Genomic DNA, 25,756 nt, shown 5'->3' on the forward strand with positions numbered 1-25,756 from the left:
GACCGGTACAAGCAAGGTAAACGATCATGAGAGCCTTCGAACATCATGCCGATCTCTTTGATGTCATTCACGATACGGATTTCATAATTGTCGGATGCGGAGGCCTCGGCTCCCAGATCGCCTCCCAGCTTGCAGCGCTCGGGGCTCGCAATTTCTTCCTGGTGGACGGCGACCGTATCGAAGCGAGCAGCCAAAAACGGATGAGCCGGGGGGCGGCGGAGGATGCCGGTCGACTGAAGAGCGACCGGCTGGCAACTTATCTCGCCTCGCGATTTTCCGCCGCGGTCGCGATCATGACCCAGTTTACCGATGGGGCGGAAGCTGCCCGGCTCACTCTGGCCCGCACACGCAAACCTTTCCTGATACTTGCAGAAGACGATGACTCCCTGGCCCGCCAGTTTCTGGCGGAATATCACGCAACGGAGCCCGTGCCTCCGCCTTACCTGCATGTCGGCCAGACCGGCTCGTTTTATGTCGCCGGGCCACTGGTGGCGCAGCCGGACGATGCCTGCCCTTTCTGTTGCGCGACATTGCCAGAATCGGTCGACACTGGGCGCGAAGTCCCGCCGTCGCCGGCTGACAACGCCCTGATCGCTTGTTTTGCGGTTTCGCAGATCGCCATCGAACGCCTCACCCAGGGTAGTTCATTGCGCGGCCATCGCTGGGTTTTCAATCCTGCCATGGGCCACGCCGCGCTCCACCCCGTTTCCAAGCACCTCGATTGCAAGGTATGTCAACCATGAAGAGCCTCTCTTCCCAGGACTACTATTTCTCGATCGTCGCCGCCTTGAAACAGAAGAACGTACCGCCCGGCGGGGAAGCAATGATGGAGGCGATCCTTGCCGCATTTCCCAGCGGCTCGCGCAAAATCGTCGACTTCGGCTGCAATACCGGCTGGATCAGCCGCAGGGTTGCACGGGCTTTCCCACGAGCCGAAGTGATCGGCGTGGACGAAAATCCGGCGATCATCGACGTCGCGCGGGAGGTCGCACGGCTGGAGGGTTCGACGGCGATGTTTTCCTGCGTCGATATTGCCGCGCTCCCAGGCGTTATGTCGGAGGCAGATGTGATCATATGCGGAGGAAGTGCTGCCTTTTTCGAGCGTCCGCTGGATCTCTACCGGATGGTAGCGAGATGCCTGAGGCCGGGCGGTCTCCTGATGGATTGCCACTATGTCTACGACGCCGATGCACCTCCTTGCCTTCGCCAGGAGGAGAAAGAAACGTTCGGCCTGGGGTGGATGCCTGACGGACTGAACGACATCGTGGCCGTGCACGAAGACGCGGGATTGAGCGTCGGGAAGATCAAGCGGCTGCCTCGGTTCCATTTCGAAGACAGCGCCGCAGCCCGGCTGGCGCGCGATATTCTGCACACGGTTCCGAAGATGCAGGAACTGGCGGAGGCGATGGCGAAACGCCGCCGGCTGATCAGCAAGCTCGCGCATCACCGACACCCTTATCTGCTGGTCGCGCGCGCCGGCGAACGGATCGGTGCCGAAGGCGTGAGGCAACGCAAACGCACAGAAGTCCCGATGGCGCTGGAAGCGGTGACGTCCAATCGTCATGTTTCCGTTCGTCACCCGACTGTTGCCGCACGCAGTTTTTGGATGGAGGCGGCAAGGGCGGTTCGCCTGCAAAGCGCATACTCGTAAGATCGCGATAGACCCACATTGTCTCGCACGGCTTCCTGAAGGCATCTGTCCCTTTCAAACAACATTCTGGTGGTGGAAGCCGAGCTTTCACGACCGGAATGTTTCGATAAATTCCTCGATCTCAGCCAAGCTTGCACCGTCAGTCACGTCGGGAGCGTCCCCGAGAGACGGTCCGGCGCGCATTCCCTTTCGATCGCGGTCATCATGACCCATAGCATCCGGGGTGTCCGGCACCGCCTGACACAATCACAATATCGCGCCCCCACACACATTCCGCACGAGACGAGATCGGGAAACCTTCAGTTATCCCGATTCGTCCGGGCGGTTTCTCGCGAGTATAATATGAATTAAAGTCAGATTATTTAAGGCATTGCTATGTATGATTACGAAATAATTCCTATAATAGTTCTGATTTTTTATATATTAAACCGGAAGATCTAGGACCGTTCGCTGGCGCGAAAAATTCTAGTTGAAGCGCCTCCCCATTACTTTTCCCGCTGCCGTGATTTTTTACGGAAGTTTAACGCCGCGCTGGCGGGGCGATGACGGGTTCGAGAGAAAGTCTCATCACGAAAGGCGGTGGAGAACACGGTCCGGCTGGCTGGCATTGGCCGTCCCCGGCAGCACTCAACCGATCGGCAGGAGAATATACGCTCACAAACGCTTCAAGCCGGTGAGGCAGATCCTCATGCCTACTTTCGTCTCCGAAGGATGAGCTCACGGAGAGCTTCGGCAACACCGTTCAACGGGCCGAGAGGAGATCCTCCAGTCATTCGGAAACTGATGACAGCGACTGCTGTCTCACCAGACTTGAAATCATCACGACGCCCGCAGAAGCGGGTTTCGCCAACAATGGAGTGAAAAAATGACTGTGCCTATAGAGAAGATTGCCTTCATCATCGCCGCGGCCTGCATGGCTTCGTTTGCCGGACAGGTCCTTGCCTATGACGGCCATCGGCTGACTTCGGGAACCGAAGTTTCGTTCACCGCCCCGGCGGATGCCGCCAAAACCGCGGCAAAGGCCGATGCCACGCGTGACGTGGCGCAGGTCCGGGCCCCAACCCGTCGCGACAACCGGCTTCCCGGCGACGAACGGCAGTAGATCCCGGAAGCATCCAAACAGTCCATTCAAGACATCGATCGGCGGGTCGCACCAGAAGCCGATCAGGCTAAACAAGGAACAACGACTATGAAAAACTCTGTCATCTCCACCATCCTCGCCACCCTGATGGTATCCACCCTTGCAGGCGGCAGTGCCTTTGCGCAGGAAGGCGAATATTATGAGGGCGCTTCTCGCGACCGCGGCCAGCTGGCGGTCACGGCGGATTCCCTGGGCATTCCCTCGGTCACCCGCTATGGCTATCCGCCGCTGAAGCGCGATCGGCGTGTCGAGATTCCGGCGTCTCCGATGATCGACAGCGGTGACTATTACGACGGGCTAATGCGCGCCCGCTAATACCGAAGGTTCGAACATAGAGCGCCGGGATTTCCCGGCGCTTTTTCTGTCGCTGGCGGCTCTCGCCATGTTTCTTCCTGCTCCCCACCATATGCGGCTCAACGAACTGGGATCATCGCCCGGGTGAGGTTCGGAGTGGACGGTCTACAAAAAGCTGGCCTCGAACAGTTCGCGGGAATAGCTCGCGTGGGTCACGCCCGCCTGAAGATCCTCTCTGCTGAGTTCGTCGACAAATACGCCGTTCTGCATGACCAGGACCCGATCACACATGTGGGAGATGACGGAGAGATCGTGACTGACAAGGATGAACGTCAGATTGCGGTCCTCCCGCTGGTCTGCCAGCAGATTGAGTACCTCCGCCTGGATCGAGACATCGAGCGCCGAGGTCGGCTCGTCGAGAAGCAGGATCGGCGGCGACAGGATCAGCGCCCGTGCGATCGCTACGCGCTGACGCTGGCCGCCGGAAAGTTCATGCGGGAAACGACTGGCGAAATGCGCCGGCAAGCCGACCTGTTGCAGTGCCTCCGCGACCCTTGCCCAACCATCGCCACCGCCCATCGACCTGATGGGTTCGGCGAGCGCGGTCCCGATGCGATGGCGCGGATGCAGCGAACCGTAGGGGTCCTGAAACACCATCTGGGCAAGTTTCAGCTCTTCGCGTGTCCGCACCTTGCCGACCGGCTTGCCGTCAAACGATATCGATCCGGTCCATGCGCCCTCGAGGCCGGCAAGAGAACGCAGCACCGTCGACTTGCCGCAACCGGATTCACCGACAATGCCCAGCGTTTCGCCGCGGCTTACGGCGAAGCTGACGCCGCGTACGACATGATTGCTTTTATCCTTGGCACCATAGACGACATCGAGGTTTTCGACCTTGATCATGGATTGGTCTCCACTTCGATGGACTTGCGATCGAGGACCTTCAAACGCCGGACGGGATGTTTGGGATCCGGCATCGCGGCTATCAGGCCTCGGGTATAGGGATGCGCCGCATCTTCGAGCCTGCTCAGCGTTTCGACGACGCGGCCGCTATACATGACCAGAATGCGCTCGCAAAAAGCTGCGACCATGCGGATGTCGTGGCTGATGAGGATCAGGCCGGAATTGTTCTCCCGTACCAGTTCATCAAGCAGCATCAGAACGTCCTTGCGGACGCTGACGTCGAGCGCAGACGTCGGTTCATCGGCGATCACGAGCTTGGGGCGCGCCAGAAGCATCATCGCAATCATCACGCGCTGGCCCATGCCGCCGGATATCTGGTGCGGGTAAAGAGACAGGACGCGATCGGGATCGTTGATGCGCACTCTCGCCAGCATGTCGCGGGCACGCGCGACGGCATCCTTGCCGCGGACGCCAAGATGCAGCTTTGCGGCCTCGGCAACCTGCTTTCCGATGGTCAGGACAGGGTTCAGCGAATAGCGCGGATCCTGCATGATCAGGGCGATGTCTTTGCCGCGAAGGCCTCCCATCTGCCGTTCGGTCTTTTCCAGCAACGGGCTGCCGAGGAAATCCATTCGCTCGGCGGTCACGGCGGCGCGTTGCGGCAGGAGCCGCATGATGGCGCGGCCGGTTGTCGATTTGCCCGAACCGGATTCGCCGACGATGCCGATGCGCTCCCGCCCGACATCAAAGCTGACGTTGGAGACCGCCGGAATGGAGTTTCGGCCGAAGCGGACGTTCAGGTCGCGAACGGACAGGACAGGCGTTTCATCAAGATCTGGCATGGCGCGGGTCCAATAGATCGCGAAGCGTGTCTCCGGCGATGTTGAAGGCAAGGCTGGTCAGCAGAATGGCGACGCCGGGCATCACCGCGACCCACCAGTAATCGAGCATGAATTTTCGCCCGCTGGAGATCATCGCGCCCCATTCCGGCAGCGGCGGCTGCGCACCAAGGCCAAGGAAGCCGAGGGAAGCCGCCGTCAGGATGATGCCCGCCATGTTGAGCGTCAGCCGCACGATCACCGAGGGAATACACATCGGGGCGATATAGAGAAGCAGGATGCGCAACGGTGAGGCGCCGTAAAGCCGGGCCGCCGCCACGTAATCCGCGTTGCGCACGACGAGTGCTTCCGCGCGTGCGAGCCGGGCGATCGGTGGCCAGGCGGTCAGCGAAATGGCGACGATCGCGGTCCCCAAGCCTGCCCCGAGAGCAGCGGCGAAGGCAAGCGCCAGGATCAAGGACGGAAACGACAGGACTATATCGGTGGCACGCATCAGGATGGCATCGGTGCGTCCACCGAAAAAGCCCGCGACGACACCGATCACCAGGCCGATCGGGCCGACAATCACCGAGACGGACAGGACCGTCTGGATCGTGATGCGCGTGCCGTGGACGAGGCGGCTGAAGATATCGCGCCCGAATTCGTCCGTGCCGGCCAGATGCGCGAAGCTCGGAGGCTGAAGCGCGTCGCTCAATGTCTGGGCCGCGGGATCGTAAGGCGCGATCAGCGGCGCAAAGATCGCGACCACAACCAGGATGGCGAGGATGATGAAACCCATCATGCCAAGCGGTTCGTCGGCGAGCTTGTGCAGAATGCGGGAGGTCGAGTTCCATATCCGGGTGCCGATTGCCGGCGGCCGGATGATGGCGTCGTCCTGGACTATATTGCTCATCGTGCGGCCTCCCGGGTACGCGGATCAAGAAGCGCGTAGGCAATGTCTGCAACGAAATTCAGGAACATGAAGATGAAACCGACAACGATGGTTGCCGCAAGGATTGCGTTCATGTCGCCGATCATGAGGGCATTGGTCATGTACTGGCCGATGCCCGGCCAGGAAAATACGATCTCCGTCACCACCGCGCCTTCCAGCAGGTTGCCGTAGGAGATCGCGAGGACCGTGATCAGCTGGACGGCGATATTGGGCAGGACGTGGCCGATAACGGTGCGGACCGGGCCGACGCCCTTGGCGCGTGCGGCGATGACATAGTCCTGGTTGAGCTGCTCTAGCGTGAACGCCCGGGTCATGCGCGTGATATAGGCCATCGCCATGTAGGCCAGGATGCAGGCCGGCAGTATGATGTGCGACAGGGCGTTCCAGAATATCTCGGTCTCGCCTTCGAGCAGGCTGTCGACGAGCATTAGCCCCGTGGTCGGCTCGATCAGGCCTTCGTAGAAGACATCGACGCGGCCAGGCCCGCCGACCAGATTGAGGCTGGCATAGAAGATGACCAGCCCAACGATACCGAACCAGAAGACCGGGATCGAATGCCCGACCAGCGCGAAGACGCGGGCAAACTTGTCGATCGCGCTATCCCTGAAAAGACCGGCCGCCAGGCCGAGGGGAACGCCGATCAGAGTGGAGATCAACACCGCGAGCGTCGCAAGTTCCAGCGTTGCCGGAAATGCCTGGGACAGGTCCTTGGTGACCGCGTTGCCGGTCAGGATGGCTGTGCCCATATCGCCATGCAGCAGTCCCCAGACATAGACGAAGAATTGCTGGTAGAGGGGCAGATCGAGGCCAAGCCTGACGCGCATGGCCTCGTAGGCTTTCGGATCGGCGAGTTCGCCGACAATGGCCCCGACCGGATCGGTCGGCATAACGCGGCCGATCACGAAGGTGACGCACAACAGGATGAACAGGCTGACGATGAGATGGATAAGTCGTCGTCCCAGCTCGCCTAACGAAAGTTCCTTCATGATCGGCTGCCTGACCTGACGTTGAGTTACTTATCGGTCTTCGTGACGCCTTCCAGGCGCGTCGTCTGGCTCGGATGCCCGACATAGCCCTGCACACGGCTCGTCAGGACGATCGGTTCGTAGCGTTCGAAAAGCGGCAGAACGGCAGGCTTCTGGGCAACGAACATTTCCTGCATCTGAACGTAAAGCGCTCCGCGCTTCTTCGCGTCCGGCTCCAGCGCTGCCTTGGCCGTGATGGCCGTCAGCTCGGGAATGTCCCAGCTGGAACGCCATACGAAGTTGCCGGCATTGTTGGCCTTCAGCGAATTGTCCGGATTGCTCGAAAATTGCTCCATCGCGCCCAGGACATTCGGCATATAGGCCCCTGTCTGCGGGATCAGGAAATCGAAATCTCGCGCTCGGTGCGCGGCGATGATATCCGCACCATTGCCCTGCATGATGTTGATCTTCACGCCGATCTGACCGAGCGACGCCTGGATCGCGGTCGCAAGATCGATGCGCGGCGTCTGGGCAATCGTCTTCAGGTTCAGCGTGAAGCCGTCCTTGTACCCGGCTTCTGCAAGCAAGGCCTTTGCCTTTGCAACGTCCAGCTTCCAATCCGGGCTCGGAATGGCATATTCGAAGTTTTCCGGAACTGGAACCGTGCGCGCCCGGCCGTATGGTCCCATGATCGCCTTTTCCATGCCCTTGTAGTCGATGCCGTAGGCGATCGCTTCGCGGACCTTCGGATTGGAAAGCGGTTCCTTGCCGGCATTCATCGCCAGGACATAGAAGCCTCCCGTCGGGACGCGCTGGATTTCATAACCCTGCTTGCCCGTAAATGTTGCAAGGTCGGTGGCGGTCAGCGCGCTCGCGATGTCGATATCGCCACGCTCCAGCATCAGCCTTTCGACCTGGCTTTCAGGCACATGGCGGACCACGACGCGGCGCATCTTCGGCTGCCCGGCGACGTAATTCTTGTTCGCGTCGAGGATGACGATCTCGTTCGGCGTCCACTTGTTCAGCGTGAAAGGGCCCGAGCCTGCCGAATTGGTGCGTAGCCATGCATTGCCCCAGTCGTCGTTGACGACATGGCTCTTCAGTTCCTTGCTGTCGACAACGCTCGCGATGACCATCGCCAGGCGATAGAGCAGGAGTTCCGCCGTGACCTCGCCGGAAAGGTCTATGCGCACCGTCTTCTCGTCCGGCGCTGTCACCAGTTTTTCAACGTTGCCGCCGTTGTAGCCGACACGCTTGAGATTGGCGGCCGCGGCCTGGTCGAGTTTCAGGAGGCGGGTGATCGAGTATACCACGTCCGCGGAGGTGACCGGATTGCCCGAGGCGAATTCCGCCTTACGCAGATGGAACGTGATTCCCTTGTCATCGATCTCCCACTTTTCGGCAAGTTGCGGGGAAATCTTTCCGGAACCATCGGTGGAAACCAGGCGATCGTAGAGGTTTGCCATGATCTCGTTGGCCTTGGCTTCCGTCGCCTGATGCGGATCCAGCGAGAGAACCTGGGCAAGCGAGGTCGCAATGACGAGCTGATTGGCCGGCGTCTCGGCAAAAGCTGCCGGCGTGCCGAAAGACATGACGGCAAAAGCCGCGCCGACGAGCAATCGGGCGCAAAGGTATCTCATTGTAACTCCTCCCAGAGTGAACTGAAGACATGGTCGCTTGTTCAAATGTTGTATGATGACTTAGCCAACTTTTCCAGGGATGGCAAGCTAGCCGCGGGAGTCTTCCGCAGGGCTTTCATTTTTTCCCAGAGCGTAAGAATTCATCGCCTATATTCCGGGTAATACGCACAAGCAAACAATATTCACAGAATTTTCGAGAATAACCGTGCGGGGCGGCTAACTGTTCATGTATAGATCCATCGGCCGGATCTCCACGCCTGCCGCACGAAGATGCTCGACAGCCGGTAAAAATCATATTAGGTCGTATGATAAATGATACGCTCAGGGAGGATGTTGAAATGTATGTGGGCACCCAAGTTGGCGCGAGAGACGATGACGACTACCGCGTTTTCGCTCAGTTGGGATTGAAACATATCTGCGCCGATCCGCCCGGCGCGCCATCGAGCTGGAAACTGGAAGATCTCGAACGTCACCGCGACAAGATTGAAAGCTTCGGGCTCATCCTCGACATGATCCAGCTTCCGCTTCCGTCGCAGCCTATCGAAAAGGCATCCTATCCGGATATCCTCCTCAAGGGTCCCGACCGCGACCGGCAGATCGACGCGGTGTGCAGGTTGATCGAGGAAACGGCCAAGGCCGGAATTCCTTCGGTGAAATACAATCTCAACCTGATCGGCATCCCGCGTACGCAGATGGAACCGGGCCGGGGAGGGTCGCTCAACGAAGCCTTCCGATGGGACAAGGCCGACCAGCAGGCCGAACCGGGCTTGGCGGGTGTGTTGTCGGAGGATGAAAACTGGGAACGGATCGACTATTTCCTGGAACGCGTCGTGCCCGTCGCAGAGAGCAACAAGGTGCGGCTTGCCTGCCATCCGCATGATCCCTACACCCCGCCCGGTTACAGGGGCGTTACTCGCGTGCTCGGTACCGTCGAGGGTCTGAAGAAGTTCGTGCTCATGCGCGAGAGCCCCTATCACGGTCTCAATTTTTGTCAGGGTTCGATCGGCGAGATGTTGGAGAACCCCAGAGAGGAAATCGACGACATCATCCGCTGGTTCGGGACGCGCGGCAAGATTTTCAATGTGCATTTCCGTAATATCGCGGGCGGAAAGCTCTCCTTCATGGAAACCTTTCCGGACGAGGGCGACATGGACATGGTACGCTCCCTCAAAGTCTATAAGGAGGTCGGCTATCGCTACATGATCATGCCGGACCACGTTCCCACGATAAGCGGCCGCGATCCCACGGGCGTAGCCTTTGCATTTTGCTACGGCTATATCACAGCCCTGCTCGAAGCGATGAAACAGTGACGTTGACGGCCGCCCTTACGCCACGTCGGTGATCGAAGCTGCCGGGCTCGGCGGCTTGGATCCCGAAGCGCTATCTTGCGATATTACAGGTCGCCCATTGTCCATTACCGGCTCGTCGGGCCGGTGACAGGGGCCTCGAAATCCAAAGCCTCGTCGCCGATTTGCGGCGGCGAGTGGGCGTTGTAAAGTGATGCATTCCACGCGAAGTCATAAACAACGCTTTCCGCGGGTCCGGCCATTTCGGCGCCACCGCTGACCGCAGTGAATCATACGAATTCAGGAAGGCGCCCAGGGATCCAGGCCGACTTTCCAGGCGCCGCGTCCAGAAATAATCTCGCGATCGAGTTTTCCTGTTGCGGCCGGAATCAACTTGCGATAAATGTGTGGTCGAGAGAAAATCTCGTATAGGTAGAGGGTTTGCGCGCCTCTGGCGCAAGACAATCTGGTCTTCCTGGACTGGCCGAGAATAGGTTTTGGTGACTGCTGGTAGCCGGTGCAACCTGTATTTAGTTCGGTAATTCGTACTGTTCGTCTTCCAATAAGCTTTCCCTGAGATCGCGTCTTAGGCGTCATTTTCAAGACTTTGATGACCTCGTTTTCTTGTATCGGCGGCAGTTCACACTCGGCTACTTCCTGGTGCCGGGGGATCGCTTTCGCATGCCTGAAGCAGGATCAACACCTGATCTGCGAGTGTAATATCTGAGATGATCGAGAATATTTAACGGTGAAGGTTCTTCCGTTCCAGGGATGTTGAGTTCCGGGGAGGGGATGAGGCGGGCTGAGGTGCTTTTGCAGCGTCAGGTTGGCGGAGCATCTCCAGCGAGTGGCAACCAAGCATTCCTGCTGATTTGATCACAACTGATTTTGGAGCCAGCTATGACGAACACGAACCTGGCCGGTTTAGGTCCGGCGGTGGGTGCCAATACGCCTGCAAGAACCCCAGCGCCTGCTTTCGCCCAGACCGATCTGGTGGCGCTGTCACGTTATTTCCTGTTGCTGATGATGCGGAATGTAACGAGCAGCGGCTATGTCATCGAAGACCCGGTGAGCCCTGGTGTCTATTCCAAACCGGGCTGCGTCATTGCCGCGCCTTCCTATCCCGCGAACACACCGGGCGTGGATCAGGATTACGTGTTCAACTGGGTCCGTGACAGCGCCATTACCGCGATAGAGATCACGTCGGCGGATCTGCCGCCGGTTAAAGGCGGAGGCGTGCCAGCTCTTATCGACTACGTGAACTTCGCGGCTCTCTGTCAAACCAATGCCATGAACTCGTCCGCGGTGACGCTCGGCCACGCCTGCTTTACTGTCGCCGGTGATATCCGTCCGTGGTCCGAACAGAATGACGGCCCGGCCATTCAGTCGGTCGCGCTTCTGATTGCCTTCGATCAACTCGACGGCAATACGCAGAACCTCGCCAAGCAGCTGGTTGAAACCAATCTGTCATATCTCCTGCAGGTCTATCAGAACAAGACTGCCAACCTGTGGGAGGAATATGTCGGATATTCCTTCTTTGCGAGAGCGGTGCAACTGCGGTTTTTCCAGGAAATTTCCAGGAACTCCATCGGCGTTGCGGTGCCAGCGGCGGTGGCCGATGCGATTGCATGGCTGGAAGGTCAGCTTGCGGGCCACTGGAACGGACAGCTCTATGTGAGCGTCCTCGATGCCGCCACGCAACCTGGTTATGACGCGAACATCGATATCATATCGGCAGTTTGCTACGGCGCGATTGAGCCAACGGATACGAAGGTCCTGGCGACCGCTGCTATCCTGAGACGCCAGTGGGCCGACCCGTCGGTTTCCACCTTCTACCCGATCAACGGCGCTGATGCCGGCAAGGGCATTGGTCCATTATTCGGACGTTATCCCGGCGATCATTATGACGGGGATGTCGCTTATCCAATCACCGGAGGGCATCCCTGGGCTCTGTGCACGGCCAATTTCGCTGAGTTTCAATACCGCCTCGCCAATGCCATCGAGGCGGGCGGCACCATCCCGCTTGACGACCTTTCCAAGCCCTTCTTCGACGGCCTCTCCATCAGTGTCTCCAGTACTCCAGCGAATGCAGCAGCGGCGCTACGCGCGTCCTCCGACGCCATGCTGCGTTCCGTCGTCTATCACAGCGATCATTACGAATTGAGCGAGCAGTTCGATGGAAGCACGGGTTACGAAAAAAGCGTGCACAATCTGACGTGGAGCTATGCATCCTTCCTGTCTGCGGTCAGAGCCCGCTCCGCCGTTGCCCGGAATAGGGTGACCGCTGGGAGCGCCAAAGCCAAAGCTAAAAATCCTCAAAACCTTGTGGGTGCGGCATGAGCCAAGAGCACACGACTGCGCCTAAACTTCTTCGTGATATGGAGGATCGACGTGCTTCTTCCATCTGAATCGGCGCTGAAAGCCGACCCCCATGCTGTTGCCGGGTCCACCGACTACGATATCGTGATCGTCGGCTCCGGCATATCCGGCGCAATCATTGCCAAGCAGGCCGCAGAAGCGGGCAAGCGCGTGCTTGTTCTGGAGGCGGGAACGGGTGTCAACCGCAGTCTCGTCGGCTACGATGATCTCCTGACGACCTTCTATTCGGCCGCGACCAAGGATAACCAGTCGCCATTCCCCATGAACGCGAATGCGGCCATACCTCGCAGCCCGCAACTCCGAAAGCTGCAGGCGGGAGAGACCGACAGTTCGACCTATATCGTTCAATCCGGCCCTTATGTGAGCGATACTACATATACCCGCATTTTCGGCGGAACGACCATGCATTGGGAGGCAAAGACCCCCCGCATGCTTCGTTCCGACTTCAAGTCCCGCACCATCTACGGCCAGGGGCTGGACTGGCCCCTGAGCTTCGAAGAGGTCGAGGAGGATTATCGCCTGGCCGAGCGGGAAATCGGCGTGTCGGCCAATGTCGAGGACCAGACCTACCTGGGACAGACCTTTCCCGGCGACTATGTCTTTCCCATGCGCGGCCTGCCGCTGTCTTATCTGGACCAGCAGGTCAACAACGGTATCGATGGCACAAGCGTTGATCTTTACGGTCGAACCTATCCGCTCAAGGTCAGACCTTATCCGCAAGGACGCAACGGCATTCCCAATCCGGCCTATGACGGCGGAGCGGGTTACCGCCCGATCGGGGCGGTCGATACCCATCAGGTGGAAGAGGGCGGCCGTTGCCAGGGCAACACGAACTGCGTGCCGCTCTGTCCCGTACAAGCCCGTTACCATTCCGGCAAAACGCTTGCCAAGGCTTTCCAGATGAACGGCAAGAGCGGTCAGCCGCTGGTCGATCTGTTGTCGCAGGCCGTCGCCTCGAAGGTGGTCATCGATCCCGACAGCGGGAAAGTCAGTGCCCTGGAGGTGAAGGTCTATAAGGACGCCGCCTCGCCGGAGCATGAGACGATCACGGTGAAGGGCAAGGTCTTCGTCCTCGCGGCAGGCGCTATCGAAACGGCGCGCCTAATGCTCTCATCCGGCCTGCGCAGCACCAGCGGCCTCGTCGGACGCAATCTCATGGACCATGCCTATCTCCTGAATTGGGCGCTGATGCCGCAGATCTGCGGCGCGATGCGCGGCACCAGCTCGACGGGCGGCATTGTGGACCTGAGGGACGGTCCTTTCCGCGAAAAGCAGGCGGCTTTTGCCATCGATATCCACAATGACGGTTGGGGCTGGGCAACGGGGGCGCCGACCTCCGATCTTCTCGAACTGGTGGACGATCGGAACCTGTATGGGGCGGATCTGCGGCAAGGCTTGATCGACCGCATCTCGCGGCAGCTGCTGCTGGCGGTCATGCTGGAGGTGTTGCCTGTCGAAAGCAATCGCATCACGGTGGATCCGCAATTCACGGACGCGCTGGGCAATATGCGGCCCGTCCTGTCCTTCACCGTGCCGGAATATACCATGAGGGGCGCTGCCTATGCCCGCCAGTTTTCCCGCACCGTTTTTGCGCGTCTCGGCGCTCAGGATCATACCAGCTACGACCCCCGCGACTTCGGCTATGTGGCCTACGAGGGGCAAGGATATGCGATCCGCGGGGGCAATCACCTCGCCGGCACGCATATCATGGGAACGATGAAAACCAATTCGGTCGTGGACAAGAACCAGCGCAGTTGGGACCACGAAAACCTCTATCTTGTGGGCGGTGGCAGCATGCCAACGATCGGCACCGCCAATGTCACATTGACGCTGGCGGCTATGTGCTTCCGCAGCGGCCGCGACATCCTGAAATATCTGCATTGAGAGAAAACGGCTGCAGGTGCGCGGCACGAAGAGACGGATCTGACGCAAGCGACACCGGCACAGTCCCCCGTATCCAGGTTACATCCTACGGAGCTTGAGCATGCACACGCACAGCAGCATTCGGACGCTTGACGAGCTGAAAGAGTTTCTCCATGAGGCCATGCGGCTCGAACACGCAACAATCCCGCCCTATCTGACTGCGCTTTATTCAATTAAGCCCGGCGTCAACCGGGACGCAGCACAGATTCTGCGCGTGATCGTCGTTGAAGAAATGCTGCACCTCACCATCGCCGCCAATGTTCTGAATGCCATTGGCGGCACGCCGGACCTCAGGCGGCCGGATTTCGTCGTCAGCTATCCCGCTTATCTGCCGGATGGCGAGACGGATTTCGAGGTCGGCATCCAGGCATTCGGCCGTGAGGCGCTGGCGACCTTCCTGAAAATCGAGCGGCCTGCTATCCGTCCGGAGAATCTGAAAGCCGGCAATCCGCTGATACAGCGCAGAACTGCGCCGCATAAAAGCATGCTTGGCAGCCATCCGAGCAACAACGAAATGCATTTCTACAGTATCGGCGAGTTCTACATGGCCATCGTGTGTAGTCTCAAGGAGTTTGAAGCAAAGGCGCAGCGGGAAGGCGGGACCATCTTCACCGGGGATATATCGCGCCAGGTCACCTCGGAATACTATTATTCCGGTGGCGGCGAACTGCTTCCCGTTTTCAATCTGAAGACCGCTCTCGATGCCCTCGAACTCATTATCGAACAGGGTGAAGGCGACGGTGGCGGCATTTACGACGGTGACGAGCACGAACTCGCCCACTACTATCGTTTCGACGAGCTGGTCAAAGGGCGTTACTACATAAAGGGCGACAAGCCCGGCCACCCGACGGGTCCGCAATTGCAGGTCGACTGGGACGGCGCTTATCCCATCAAGCCTAACCTGAAAGTGGCGGAGATTCCCGACGGCTCGGAACTGCGCGCGGCGACGATCGCATTCAATCACCGCTACGGGGATTTCCTGAAGCTTCTGACGCTCGCCTATAACGGGCAGCCGAGCCTGCTGCTCGAGGCCGTGCCCATCATGTTCGAGTTCCGCAATATGATGCTGGAGCTCATCCGCAATCCGTTGCCGGGCCATCCCGGTCTGAACGGCAGCCCGACCTACGAGATCGGACGAGATGTTGCCGCGCAAGAGGTTGCAAGCCAGGCGGAGGCGGTCGCATGAGCAACCGTATCGAGATATTTCTTACCCTCTCCGCCGAATTGACCGCCTTTTCCCGTTTCGATCTTCTTGGGACAGGCCTGGCAGAAGCCTATCTCGGCACGCTGGATAGGGTTGTCGGCGACGACATTACCGACACGCTGCTGGCCGCCTTCGTCGCTCTGCCTCCACCCGAAGATTCCACCCGTAGCCAGGCACTGCGTGCGACCATTCTGGGAAATGAACTGCTGGGCGATGTGGCACGTTCGCTGACCAAGCTCTGGTATTCGGGCACCTGGTTCGAATTGTCTTACGCCTGGACGCAGCGCTTTGGACCCAAGCCGGCGGATGCGACCTTCGTGGTTTCTCCAGATGCCTATGTGGAAGGATTGCTCTGGAAGGCAATCGGAGCCCATCCGGCCGGTGCCAAGGCGCCGGGTTACGGCTCATGGGCCTATCCTCCGAAAATTCCAGCCTTTCCAGGTTCTTCGACAGCAAAATCCGAGGCCATTTCCGTTCATCTCCAAAACGCTGGGATCATGTCATGACAACAAATCTGCACCGCCTGACGCCCGACAAGGTCTGGCTCGGCGTCATCCCCACGCTCTGGTGGAATGACGATTTCATCAGCATCGATATCGGCATTCCCTACGAACAGGCTTTGAGCGAAATGGCGCTGGCCGGTTATGTCGGATGTGGCGTCGGCCACAAATATCCCACTGACCCGAAGGTCTTGCGGCCCGCACTGGAACTGCGGGGGCTCCGGATTTCCGAACCCTGGGTCAGCACCTATTTCACCATCAGATCGATGAAGCAGCACACGCTGAGCAATGTCGATACCCAACTCGACTTTCTGGAGGCCATGGAATGCGACAGCGACGATCCGCGGAGGGCCGATCTGGTCGTTGCCGAATTTGGCGGGGCCGTCAACCCGCTTCCCGTCGCCCTGTTTCCCAATTGCCCGGACTTCTCCGAGGATCAGTGGAAGCGCCTGATCGAAGGTTTGCACGAGGCGGGAGAGAAGGCCAGGGCCCGCAATCGCCGGCTCTGCTATCACTCGCACCTGGGGACCGGGGTGATGAAAACCGAAGCGATCCACCGGCTGATGGATGAGACGGATCCCGCCTTGGTCAACATGCTTCTGGATACCGCGCATCAGGCGGCTGCCGGTGTCGATCCGCTCGCGCTTGCCCGCACCTACGCTCATCGCATCAAGCATGTTCACCTGAAAGATATGCGCGCAGATATCGTCTCGGAGATCCATGCGAAGGGGCTGTCCTTCGAGCAGGGGATAGAGGCGGGCATATTCACCGTCCCCGGGGATGGCTCGATCCGCACCTTTCCGGAGATTCTGGAGGCATTGGCAGCAGCAGGCTTCGCCGGCTGGATCTGTGTCGAGGCCGAGCAGGACCCGGCAAAGGCCAATCCGCTGCAATACGCAAAAATGGGGCGGGCTTATTTGCGCGAACTGCTCGGCTGGTGATCCTGGCGGGCGGTTATGATGGCACAACCGTCTTTATGAATGCAATCTATGCGCGCTTTCTTGGATTGGAAAGCTCTTAAGGGTTGGTTCCTGAGCCGTTCGCCGAGCCCGTTCGCATCGAGATTACAGAGGTGAGACAGCCGCGCTCATCCGAAAATTCATTCACGGGGATCAACCGATCTTCAAACATAGAGACAGCTGGAGCGATGACGATGCAAAAGCCTTTCAAGCGAGACATATATTTCAGCTTCTTCATGTTCACGGCGGACGCGAGGCCGGATGACAAGGCCTATACCCAGGTCCTTATCCGGCATCTGCAGGCTCTGACGGAGATGGGCTATACCGGTTTCGATCTGCACATCGCCAGCGGGCCGGCCGCGGCTGATCATCATGCCGAGGTCGACAGCTATGTCTGCCTGAAGAGGGCATTCGATGATGCGGGCTTCAGGGATGCGAAATTCACGACCAATGTGGGCACCACCCGGACATTCGACCCCACTTCGCCCTACGAGGAGCAGCGCAGGCAGGCTCTGGCCTATCTCAAGTCACGCGTCGATATCACATTGGCGCTCGGCGGCGAGGATGCGATCATGTCGGGTCCTTTCCTCTATCCCTATGGTGTCTTTCCGCTGACCGATTCCGGTGACGGAATCTGGAGCGATGCGCTCCAGGACTGGATGAAGCCGCGTTACGCGGCGGCCAGTGCCCCCTTCAGGGAATTGGCCGCATATGCCAACGAAAAGAAAGTGAAACTCGCCATCGAACCGGTCAAGAACTGGGAAACGCCCGGCACGACCATGATCTCGGACGCGCTCGATTTTCTGGAAACCTACGACATTCCCGCATGTGGCGTGACGATCGACACGGCGCAAGTCGTGATGGAAAGCCAGGGCCCTGCAATCTTCAAGGCCAATGTCGCCCGCGCCACACGCAAGAACCAACTCAATTACGTCCATATTTCAGGGCCGGACCGTGGCGCCGTGACCGATAGCTGGATCCCCTGGGACATCATGCTGGGCGAAATCGAGCCGGTCTATACCGGGCCGTATCTGGTCGAGGTCTTCAACGCGATTCCACCCTTCGATAGCTCCATGAGGATGACGCGCAGGCGCTTCTGGCGGCCGGGCGAAGACGAGCCGGAGACAGGGCGAGACAGTGCCTACGATGTTGCTCGTAGCGCGCTGAAGACATTGGAAGACAAAATCGCGGCCTTTAGCCATTCGTCGAGCCGGTGATGGCGAGCGGCCAACCGCTTTGCCGCAGCATGGGACATTCATCACCGGCAGCCGCCCGCATGAGTGCCGCAGCCAATGATTTTCGAGAGGAAGACGTCAATGGTAGCGCAATTTCCTGATCCCATCATCATTGCCCGGCGAATAGGCGGCGTGCGGCTTCACACGTTCATTTCCTCGTTTACCGAAGACAATATCGCCAATGCGACGCATATCATCGAAAGCGAGAACAAGCTTGTTCTCGTCGATGGGCAGTTTCTTACCCCTTACGCCCAGAAGTTCCGGGAGTATGCGGACAGTATCGGCAAGCCCATCGACCGGATCTACCTGTCGCACCGGCATCCCGATCACTGGTTTGGCCTATGCGCCGCCTTCGACGACCTTCCCATTTATGCACTCAATGAGACCATCGAGTTTCTGAAGGAACATGGCGAGGATTCCAGGCTGGACCACTGGAAAATGGGCAATCTGGCGCCCGATACCGTCGTCATACCGGGACAAGTGGTGTGCGCCGGCGAGGAGATCATCGACGGGGTCAGATATGTGTTCGATGAGGTCGTGGATACCGAAATCGATTTTCTTCTGACAATCGGTCTTCCAGACCTTGGCGTGTTCATCGCGCAGGACCTGATCTACAGCGGCACTCATCTCTATCTGACGCAGAGCATGAATCATTGGGCCCAGGTTTTGCAGGGGATGTTGCTCAGCGACTACGACCTGTTCCTGGCCGGGCATGGTGTCCCAGCCGACAGAAACGAAGTCGCAAGAAACATGGAATACCTGACCGTTGCCATGGACGCCGCCGGCAACGGGCTGGTGAACGAGGACTTCAAGCGCTTCATGCTTGAACGGTATCCCGAGCGGAAATGTCCGGCAATATTCGACATCTACATGCCGCGTCTCTTCGGCAATGCGCGTCAATTCTAGCCCTCATCTTTCTTGCAAATGGGAGCATACAGGCCATGGACGAGAAATACACGGTCGGACAATATCTGGTCGATAGACTTCACGAACTGGGTCTGCTGCACCTGTTCTCCGTCGCTGGAGACTATTCGATCGAATGGGTGACCGACTACGTCGAGAAGAGCGGCATCCAGGTCATTGAAGAGGTCAACGAACTAAACGCCGGTTATGCCGCCGACGGATATGCGCGACTGAAGGGAATTGGCGCGCTCTGCGTCACTTATTCCGCCGGCGCGCTTTGTGCGACCAATGCCATCGCCGGAGCCTTTGTCGAGCGAGTGCCGGTTGTTCTCATCAACGGGGCGCCCAGCATCAAGAAAACGCTGACCTTCGACCAGACGGGCTATAGCGCCCATCACTTCATCAGTGGTCGCGAGACGGATAGGCAGGTCTTCGAATACATCACGGCCGCCGCGGTGCGTATCGATAGCCCGCATCTGGCGCCGATGCTGATCGACTATGCGCTCACGCAATGCATCACGCAGCGGCGCCCTGTCTATATCGAACTGCTTGAGGATATGGTGGATCTGGAATGCCAGCCTCCTTCCAATGCCTTGAGCGCCGCCTCCGTCTTGTCCGACCAAGACAGCCTTACGCAGACGATCGGACAGATTGGCGAAAGACTGAAGCAGGCCGCCAATCCGCTGCTCTGGATCGGGGTTGAAATCGACCGGTTCGGGCTTCGCGACAAGGCGGAAAAGCTGATCCAGCAGTTGCAGATCCCTTATGTCACCGAACTGTTGAGCAAGGCGACCCTGTCGGAAAACGATGCCCAGTTCGCCGGGGTCTTCGACGGGCAATCTTCGTCTCCCTCGGTTCAGGAACTGATGAAGAACTCCGATTTCGTTCTGGCGCTCGGCGTCTGGCTGACTGACATCAATGATCTCGGCTGGCCCATCGATTTTGAAAAAACTGCATTTGCGTCGTTTGAAACGTTCAAGTACGGCGCGGTGTTCAACGCGCAAGTTTCGCTGGCGGATCTGCTCGATGGATTGCTTGAGAAGAACCTGACTTGCGCGCGCCAGGATCTGCCGCAGGAAATTCCTCCGAATCCGGCCCGAGGCAACCTGTCAGAGGAGGTCACCTATCAGGGCTTTTACGATTTCATTCGTTATTACATCGACGGGAATACGATTGTCGGAAGCGACGCGAGCCTGAACTATTTTGGAAGCATGCTTCTCAAGATAGCCGCCCCCCGGGGCTTCGTCATCCAATCCTCCTATTCGGCAATAGGTTATATAGGGCCGGCGGCGACCGGTGTGTGTCTGGCGAAGGAGGCTTCCCAGCGGGTGATGGTTTTCTCGGGAGACGGCGGCTTCCAGATGACCGCGCAATGCCTCTCCACCCAAACCCGTTTCGGACTGAATCCAATCATCTTCGTCATCGACAACGGGGTCTACGGTGTCGAGCAGTGGCTCGCTGACGCATCGGTCTTTCAAGCCGAAAAGCCGTTCCGCAATTCCTGCATCCTGCACCGCTGGAACTACAGCAAACTCGCCGATGTCTTTGGTTGCCAGGGTTGGGAAGTGCATACATATGGCGAACTCAAGGACGCGGTCCTCGGTGGGTTGGAAAACCTGAGCAGCCCATCGATTATACAGGTGGTCGTGCCCAGCCACTCGATCCCCGACAACGCAATGTGGAAACAGAACTAGTGGGCTGCTGTTGAAGAAGTCTCTGGTTTTGCTTTGATGGCCTCGTCGCCATTTGGGTATGCGAATGCGATCTCGATGGAGCAATCGTCGAACAATTCGGCATGACCGTCGCCCGAGATCTCGTCCATTTCGTCAACCGGAGGCCTTTTTCAACATCCTGCTAGGGAGAGCGTTCCTTCATCCCTAGTAGCCATAGAAGATAAGGCCCGCCGATCAGCGCCGCGAAGAGGCCGACCGGTACCTGGTAGGGATAGATGACGACGCGCGACAGCCAGTCGGCCACAATCAGTACGCCTGCGCCGATCAGGATTGCCGCGGCAAGCTGGCATCGCAGGTTCCGGAAGCCGACGAGCCGGGCGAGATGCGGCGCGATCAGTCCCGTCAGGCTCAAGGGGCCTACGAGGAAAGACGAGATCGCCGTCATCAATGCTGCGAGGATCGCAAGCACAAGGCGCGAAGGCAGGACGCGAAGGCCGACGCCGCGGGAAAGGCTAGTCCCGAGCGGGAGGATGGCGAGCCACCGGATCATCAGGAAAAGCGGCGCCGTCAACACCACGAGCGTGATCATCGCCGTCCAGGCTTCGAAGGCGCCGGCGCGATTCGTCGATCCGGACATCCAGGTGAGCAGGATATAGCTGCGCATGTCTCCCTGGGCGAGCACCATGCTGACGATCGCCATGCAGAAGGCGCTGATGGCGATACCGGCGAGCAGCAGCCGTTCGGCCGAAAACCCGGAGCGGCCGGCAATCGCGATCATCACCAGGAAGGCGGCAAGCGAGCCAAGTGCCATGCCGAGAAGCATGATTGCAGGTGACGGAAAGCCGAACAGGAAAAGAGCGGCCGTCAGCCCGGCACCGCCGCCGCTCGAAACACCAAGCACTTCGGGGCTGGCGATCGGGTTGCCGGTCACCCGTTGCATGATGAAGCCGGCTGCTCCGAGCATGGCCCCGGCACCGCCGGATGCCAGGATACGCGGCAGGCGGAAGGGCAGAAGCTCGGAAAAGAGCGGGCCGAGCGCAACGCTCCAGCCGTGATCCGTCGGGCTTAGCGTCAGGACGAGGGCGACGATGATGGCAAGCGCCGCAGCCAGAAGCAACAGCGCAGCAGCAGGCTTTCGAAGCTGCCGCGAGGCCGCATCGGCCGTTGCGGTCGCGGCAGAAAAACCGTGGACGCGCGGCAGCAGCAGGAGAAGCAGCGGTCCGCCGAGCAGAGCGGTTGCGGCCCCCGTCGGCACGAGATCGGAAAAACCCGGCCCCAGCAGCTGGGTCAGGCAATCGGCGAGAAAAAGCACCGCGGCGCCTGCGAGAGGCGCGGCCATCATCACCTGTCCGGTGGTGCGCGCGCCGCAGAACCTGGCCATTGTGGGCGCCGCGAGCCCCAGGAAGCCGATGATGCCGACCGTTGCCGTGACCGAGGCAGACAGCCAGACGGCGAGGACGAGGATCGAGAACCGGACCCCCTGCAGCGCGACGCCGAGGCTTCTGGCGCTGGAATCGTCAAGCGCCAGGACACGCAGCGGCCGCAGCAGCAGTGCCGCGGCGAGGATGCCCGCTGCCAGCCGCGGCGCGAGCGCCACGACGCCACTCCAGTCCTGCTGGTTGAGCGCGCCCGCACCCCAGATATGGATCGACATGGCGTATTCGCCGCGCGCCAGAACCAGCGTCACGCTGAGCGAAGCCGCGATCAGGCTGACGATCATGCCGGAGATCGCCACCGTGACCGGATCAAGCCCGCGCCAGCTCAGTGCCAGCACGATCGCGACCGCCGAAAAGCCGCCGGCAAAGGCGAGCAGTTCGCGGGAAATGCCGGTCAGAAGCGGCAGAAAACTAAGGCCGAGCGTCAGCGCCAGTTGCGCACCCGAGGCGATGCCGAGGGTCGAGGCATCTGCGATCGGATTGCGCAATATCCGTTGCAACAGCGCGCCCGAAAGACCGAGCGCTGCGCCTGAGATCAAAGCGATCGCAGCGCGGGGCAGGAGGCTGTTCCACAGCAGGATCGTATCGAGCACCGCGGCAGTCGCCGCCTCCCCGGGGACGTGCGGGCGAAACATCAGAAGCAGGATGAACGACGTAACGCAGGCGATGCCGAGCGCGGCGGCAGGGAGAAGATGGGGCAGGCCGGTGCGCATGGGCGTATGAAGGCTAACCGTTCCGGACATGGGAAAACCCTTCCGCCAGGAAATCGGCAAACCGGCTTGCGGCCGGCAGAGCCCCATAGGGATTGATCGATCCGACCGTCAGCACGCGATTTTCCCGCACTGCGGGCAGGGCCTTCCAGAAAGCGCTTTCGGCCAGCGCTTCAAATGCATCCTGCGGATGCGGAGGAATGAGGACGATCCAGGCGTCGGGCATGGAGGCCAGCGTCTCGATGCCCATCGGCGCCATGGCCGAATAACTGGTCGCGCCCGTCCAGGCATTGGCCAGCCCGACGCGTTTCAGCACCTCGCCGAACATGCTGTCGGAACCGAAGACCCGGTAATGGCGCGCATCGCCCAGATTGATCGGCAGGACGGGGCGACCGTCACCCCTGGCGAAGAGGTTCTTGTAGCGATCGAGCCGGGAAGCGAGTTCCTCGACCATCCTGCGGGCTGCCGACCGCCGCAAGCGCTCGCCGATCGCCAGCGTCGCCTGTTCGGCAAGGAGGTATGGGCTTTCGCCGGGTTTGTAGATCGGATGGCTTTCGACCGGCGCGATACGGCTCATCAGCGGATCGGCCCAGGCATAGAAATTCGAGTTGAGGATCAGGTCCGGGCGGGCGAAGTGCAGCACCTCGAAATTCGGCGTGCCGCGCAGGCCGAGATCGGCGACGCCCTCGGGGACATCGGGTTTGATCGCAACCTGGCGGAACTGGCGAAGCTCGGTTGCCGCCACAACATTGGCGCCGATCGCAAGCAGCGTTTCGAGAAGTGCCCAGTCCAGCGTGGCAACCCGCGGTCCCGCTTCCTGCGCTCGCGCAACGCGCGTCGCCGCCAGGACGGCGGCGGCTGAAAGCACGGTTCTGCGGGTGAATTGCTGCACTCTCGACATGTCTCCCCAAGGCACAGGAAGGCCCGAAACGGGCCTTCCTGCAAAACTCTCAGATTGTCAAATTACCAGACCTTGCTGATCTTGAAGTTGACGGTGCGTGCCTCGCCGTAGCCGCAGAAATACTGGGTGTTGCAGCCTGCGACATAGTCCTTGTCGAACAGGTTGGTGACGTTCAGGGACGCCTTCCAGTCGTTTTTCTCGTAGCGGATCGCTGCATCGACGACCGTCGCATCCGGAACGCGCAGGGTGTTCGCATTGTCCGCCCAGGACTTGCCGCGATAACGGACACCGGCACCGAAGCCGAGCCCTTCCAGCGGCCCTTGCGTGACGGTGTAATCAAGCCAGAGAGAACTCATAACGTCAGGCACGACGTTTGGCGTATTTCCGACCAGCGTGGGATCGTCCTTGGTGATCTCGATATCCGTATATGAGGCTGCCGCGATGACCTTCCAGTTCTCGTCCAGATTGACCTTGCCTTCCACTTCGATGCCCCGTGAGCGGACTTCGCCAAGCTGGCTGGTTACCGAGCCGGTGGTGATCGTGTAGTTCTGCTTCGTGATGTCGAAGACGGAGGCCGTCAGGCTGCCGTCGAGCCAGGTCGGCTCGTATTTGACGCCGGCCTCGAACTGGTAACCTTTCTCCGGTTTCGGCGCGCCGCCGCCCGTCAGGCCGACGATCGGGCTGAAAAAGGTCGCGGCGCTGACATAGGGCGTCAGGCCGTTGTCGAACTCGTATGCCAGGCCCGCGCGGCCGCTCCAGGCGCGGTCGTTGCTGGAATAGTTCGCCGTTCCTCCCGGCATGAGATCATCGATCTCGTTGTGGACATAGTCGTAGCGGCCGTTGAACGTAGCGATCCAGCCATCGCCGAACTTGATCTGGTCCTGCGCGTAAACGCCGACCTGGTTGATTGTGTAGATCTGGTTCAGGTTGCGGGCGAGAGTGATCGGCGAGCCATAGGCCGGATTGTTGGGATTGAACGGATCCGGAAAAAGCGGGAAGGGGGTTGCACACAAACCAAGCTGGTCTGTATGCAGCCGATAATAGCGGTAGTCCAAGCCAGCCATGAGCTTATGCGAGGCGCCGCCGAAATCGAACTCGTTTTCGATCCGGTTATCGACATTGAAGGCATCGGCCGTCGAAGTAATGTCTTCGCCGTAGCGGCCTACCACGCCATCCGTCGGGTCGAAGTCGAACGGATAGACATACTGTTCGCGCTTGAAGAGATGCCCGTAACGCAGGTTCTGGTTGAATTTCCAGCCGCCTTCGAATTCGTGTTCGAACTCGTAGCCGACCATCTTCTGGACGACCGTGCCGTCGTCGAAGTCGGGCTCGCCGAGGAACATGTCGCGCGGGATCTTGCCGTAGCCGGCATTGACGACCGTGCCGCCGTAGGGGAGCAGGCCGTTGGTCGTGTGGACCTGGTCGAGGCCGCTGATATAGGCCCAGACCGTCAGGCTGGTGCCCGCGTCCGGCGAGAAGGTGAACTGCGGCATGATGAAGCCGCGCAGGTCCTCGCTGTAGTCGGTATAATTGTCGCCCCCGGCGATCTTGCCGGTGAGGCGATAGGTGAAGGTGCCGTCCGGGGTGACCTTGTCCGAAATATCGAAGCCGAAGAAGGCGTTGCCGTTCGTGTTGATGCCGGTCTCGGTGTAGTAATAGGGCTCGTCGGTCGGGCGCTTGCGGATCAGGTTGACGACGCCGCCGGCATTGGCGCCGCCGAGCAGGACCGAGGCCGGCCCCTTGAGGACCTCGACGCGCTCCAGCATGAACGGATCGAGCTGGAAGCCGCCATAGGAGTGACTGGTGAGCGCGAGGCTGTCGAAGAACACGCCCGTCTGCGATGCGTTGAATCCGCGAACATAGATCCAGTCGGTGTCGGGGTCCGAGCCGTAGGGCTGGCCGAACACGCCCGGCGTATAGAGGAGCACCTGGTCGATCTTGCTGACGGCGCCGCGGTCGTCCATTTCTTCCCGGCCTATGACCGACACGGACTGCGGAATTTCCTTGAGCGGCGTATCGGTCTTGGAACCGGTCGTCGACTGCCTCGCGACATAACCTTTGACCGGGCCGGTCCCGTCGCCGTCGCCCTCGCCACGAATGACGATCGGTGCCAGCGTCGTATCGGCGTCCTGGGCATGAGCCGTCCACGCGCTGCAAAGGGCGATAAACGCCACACCTGCACCCAGTCCAAGCCTTGCCCCCAAGGCTGCTTCTCTCTTGTTCATTCTATGCCCCACTTACACGGACTTCTTCGCCGCTCGCAGGAAGCGGCATCGCAATAAG

The 25,756-nt window shown here is 59.7% G+C and carries 21 protein-coding genes; 13 read left to right on the plus strand and 8 right to left on the minus strand.

The window, feature by feature from the left end; translation table 11 throughout:
- The first annotated feature begins 26 nt into the window (after positions 1-26).
- The 4 genes from ACZ9EJ_RS26070 to ACZ9EJ_RS26085 all read left to right on the plus strand — a co-directional run bounded on the left by ACZ9EJ_RS26070 (position 27) and on the right by ACZ9EJ_RS26085 (position 3,107).
- Positions 27-743: a ThiF family adenylyltransferase gene (locus tag ACZ9EJ_RS26070; RefSeq protein ID WP_052754096.1), complete on the plus strand. Its 717-nt coding sequence runs from the start codon at positions 27-29 to the stop codon at positions 741-743.
- Positions 740-1,651: a class I SAM-dependent methyltransferase gene (locus ACZ9EJ_RS26075; RefSeq protein WP_046641007.1), complete on the plus strand. Its 912-nt coding sequence runs from the start codon at positions 740-742 to the stop codon at positions 1,649-1,651. Before ACZ9EJ_RS26070 ends, ACZ9EJ_RS26075 begins: the two co-directional genes overlap by 4 nt.
- A gap of 865 nt (positions 1,652-2,516) precedes the next feature.
- Positions 2,517-2,753 (plus strand): hypothetical protein, encoded by a 237-nt coding sequence (locus tag ACZ9EJ_RS26080; protein WP_046630258.1) that lies wholly within the window; start codon positions 2,517-2,519, stop codon positions 2,751-2,753.
- An 87-nt stretch (positions 2,754-2,840) separates the two neighbouring features.
- Positions 2,841-3,107 (plus strand): hypothetical protein, encoded by a 267-nt coding sequence (locus tag ACZ9EJ_RS26085; RefSeq protein WP_046630260.1) that lies wholly within the window; start codon positions 2,841-2,843, stop codon positions 3,105-3,107.
- 144 nt (positions 3,108-3,251) lie between these two features.
- Here the strand turns inward: ACZ9EJ_RS26085 and ACZ9EJ_RS26090 are convergent, their stop codons facing one another.
- The 5 genes from ACZ9EJ_RS26090 to ACZ9EJ_RS26110 are packed head-to-tail and all read right to left on the minus strand — an operon-like array spanning position 3,252 to position 8,316.
- Positions 3,252-3,989 (minus strand): ABC transporter ATP-binding protein, encoded by a 738-nt coding sequence (locus tag ACZ9EJ_RS26090; RefSeq protein WP_046630262.1) that lies wholly within the window; start codon positions 3,987-3,989, stop codon positions 3,252-3,254.
- A complete protein-coding gene (locus ACZ9EJ_RS26095; protein WP_046630264.1) occupies positions 3,986-4,831 on the minus strand; it encodes an ABC transporter ATP-binding protein in 846 nt (281 codons plus the stop codon). The genes ACZ9EJ_RS26090 and ACZ9EJ_RS26095 overlap by 4 nt, the downstream gene beginning before the upstream one ends.
- Positions 4,818-5,720 carry an ABC transporter permease gene (locus ACZ9EJ_RS26100; protein ID WP_046630266.1) on the minus strand — a complete coding sequence of 301 codons (903 nt, stop codon included), beginning with the start codon at positions 5,718-5,720 and terminating at the stop codon, positions 4,818-4,820. The genes ACZ9EJ_RS26095 and ACZ9EJ_RS26100 overlap by 14 nt, the downstream gene beginning before the upstream one ends.
- Positions 5,717-6,745 carry an ABC transporter permease gene (locus ACZ9EJ_RS26105; protein ID WP_046630268.1) on the minus strand — a complete coding sequence of 343 codons (1,029 nt, stop codon included), beginning with the start codon at positions 6,743-6,745 and terminating at the stop codon, positions 5,717-5,719. Before ACZ9EJ_RS26105 ends, ACZ9EJ_RS26100 begins: the two co-directional genes overlap by 4 nt.
- Before the next feature lie 26 nt (positions 6,746-6,771).
- A complete protein-coding gene (locus tag ACZ9EJ_RS26110) occupies positions 6,772-8,316 on the minus strand; it encodes an ABC transporter substrate-binding protein (protein ID WP_370649755.1) in 1,545 nt (514 codons plus the stop codon).
- 386 nt (positions 8,317-8,702) lie between these two features.
- Here ACZ9EJ_RS26110 and ACZ9EJ_RS26115 point away from each other — a divergent pair, with 386 nt between their 5' ends.
- The 9 genes from ACZ9EJ_RS26115 to ACZ9EJ_RS26155 all read left to right on the plus strand — a co-directional run bounded on the left by ACZ9EJ_RS26115 (position 8,703) and on the right by ACZ9EJ_RS26155 (position 20,447).
- Entirely contained in the window at positions 8,703-9,674 is a 972-nt protein-coding gene (locus ACZ9EJ_RS26115; protein ID WP_046630272.1) for a mannonate dehydratase, read from the plus strand.
- Positions 9,675-10,550: 876 nt separating this feature from the next.
- Complete coding sequence (locus tag ACZ9EJ_RS26120) at positions 10,551-11,990, plus strand: glycoside hydrolase family 15 protein (protein ID WP_046641008.1); 1,440 nt, start codon at positions 10,551-10,553, stop codon at positions 11,988-11,990.
- 51 nt (positions 11,991-12,041) lie between these two features.
- Positions 12,042-13,913 (plus strand): GMC oxidoreductase, encoded by a 1,872-nt coding sequence (locus ACZ9EJ_RS26125; protein WP_046630276.1) that lies wholly within the window; start codon positions 12,042-12,044, stop codon positions 13,911-13,913.
- 100 nt (positions 13,914-14,013) lie between these two features.
- Positions 14,014-15,138, plus strand: a complete 1,125-nt coding sequence (locus tag ACZ9EJ_RS26130; RefSeq protein ID WP_046630278.1) for a ferritin-like domain-containing protein — start codon at positions 14,014-14,016, stop codon at positions 15,136-15,138.
- Positions 15,135-15,662 carry a hypothetical protein gene (locus ACZ9EJ_RS26135; protein ID WP_046630280.1) on the plus strand — a complete coding sequence of 176 codons (528 nt, stop codon included), beginning with the start codon at positions 15,135-15,137 and terminating at the stop codon, positions 15,660-15,662. Before ACZ9EJ_RS26130 ends, ACZ9EJ_RS26135 begins: the two co-directional genes overlap by 4 nt.
- Positions 15,659-16,597: a myo-inosose-2 dehydratase gene (gene iolE, locus ACZ9EJ_RS26140; RefSeq protein ID WP_046641009.1), complete on the plus strand. Its 939-nt coding sequence runs from the start codon at positions 15,659-15,661 to the stop codon at positions 16,595-16,597. Before ACZ9EJ_RS26135 ends, iolE begins: the two co-directional genes overlap by 4 nt.
- Before the next feature lie 212 nt (positions 16,598-16,809).
- A complete protein-coding gene (locus tag ACZ9EJ_RS26145) occupies positions 16,810-17,832 on the plus strand; it encodes a sugar phosphate isomerase/epimerase family protein (protein WP_046630450.1) in 1,023 nt (340 codons plus the stop codon).
- Positions 17,833-17,931: 99 nt separating this feature from the next.
- Positions 17,932-18,756 carry an MBL fold metallo-hydrolase gene (locus ACZ9EJ_RS26150; RefSeq protein WP_046630284.1) on the plus strand — a complete coding sequence of 275 codons (825 nt, stop codon included), beginning with the start codon at positions 17,932-17,934 and terminating at the stop codon, positions 18,754-18,756.
- A gap of 35 nt (positions 18,757-18,791) precedes the next feature.
- Entirely contained in the window at positions 18,792-20,447 is a 1,656-nt protein-coding gene (locus ACZ9EJ_RS26155; RefSeq protein WP_046641010.1) for an alpha-keto acid decarboxylase family protein, read from the plus strand.
- A gap of 160 nt (positions 20,448-20,607) precedes the next feature.
- Here ACZ9EJ_RS26155 and fhuB read toward each other — a convergent pair whose 3' ends face one another.
- The 3 genes from fhuB to ACZ9EJ_RS26170 form a co-directional block, all read right to left on the minus strand.
- Positions 20,608-22,605 carry a Fe(3+)-hydroxamate ABC transporter permease FhuB gene (gene fhuB / locus ACZ9EJ_RS26160; RefSeq protein ID WP_052754097.1) on the minus strand — a complete coding sequence of 666 codons (1,998 nt, stop codon included), beginning with the start codon at positions 22,603-22,605 and terminating at the stop codon, positions 20,608-20,610.
- Positions 22,589-23,473: an iron-siderophore ABC transporter substrate-binding protein gene (locus tag ACZ9EJ_RS26165; RefSeq protein ID WP_046630288.1), complete on the minus strand. Its 885-nt coding sequence runs from the start codon at positions 23,471-23,473 to the stop codon at positions 22,589-22,591. The genes fhuB and ACZ9EJ_RS26165 overlap by 17 nt, the downstream gene beginning before the upstream one ends.
- Positions 23,474-23,535: 62 nt before the next feature.
- A complete protein-coding gene (locus ACZ9EJ_RS26170; RefSeq protein WP_476100108.1) occupies positions 23,536-25,698 on the minus strand; it encodes a TonB-dependent siderophore receptor in 2,163 nt (720 codons plus the stop codon).
- Positions 25,699-25,756 lie beyond the last annotated feature (58 nt).

The organism is Neorhizobium sp. USDA 3394, from assembly GCF_056280385.1.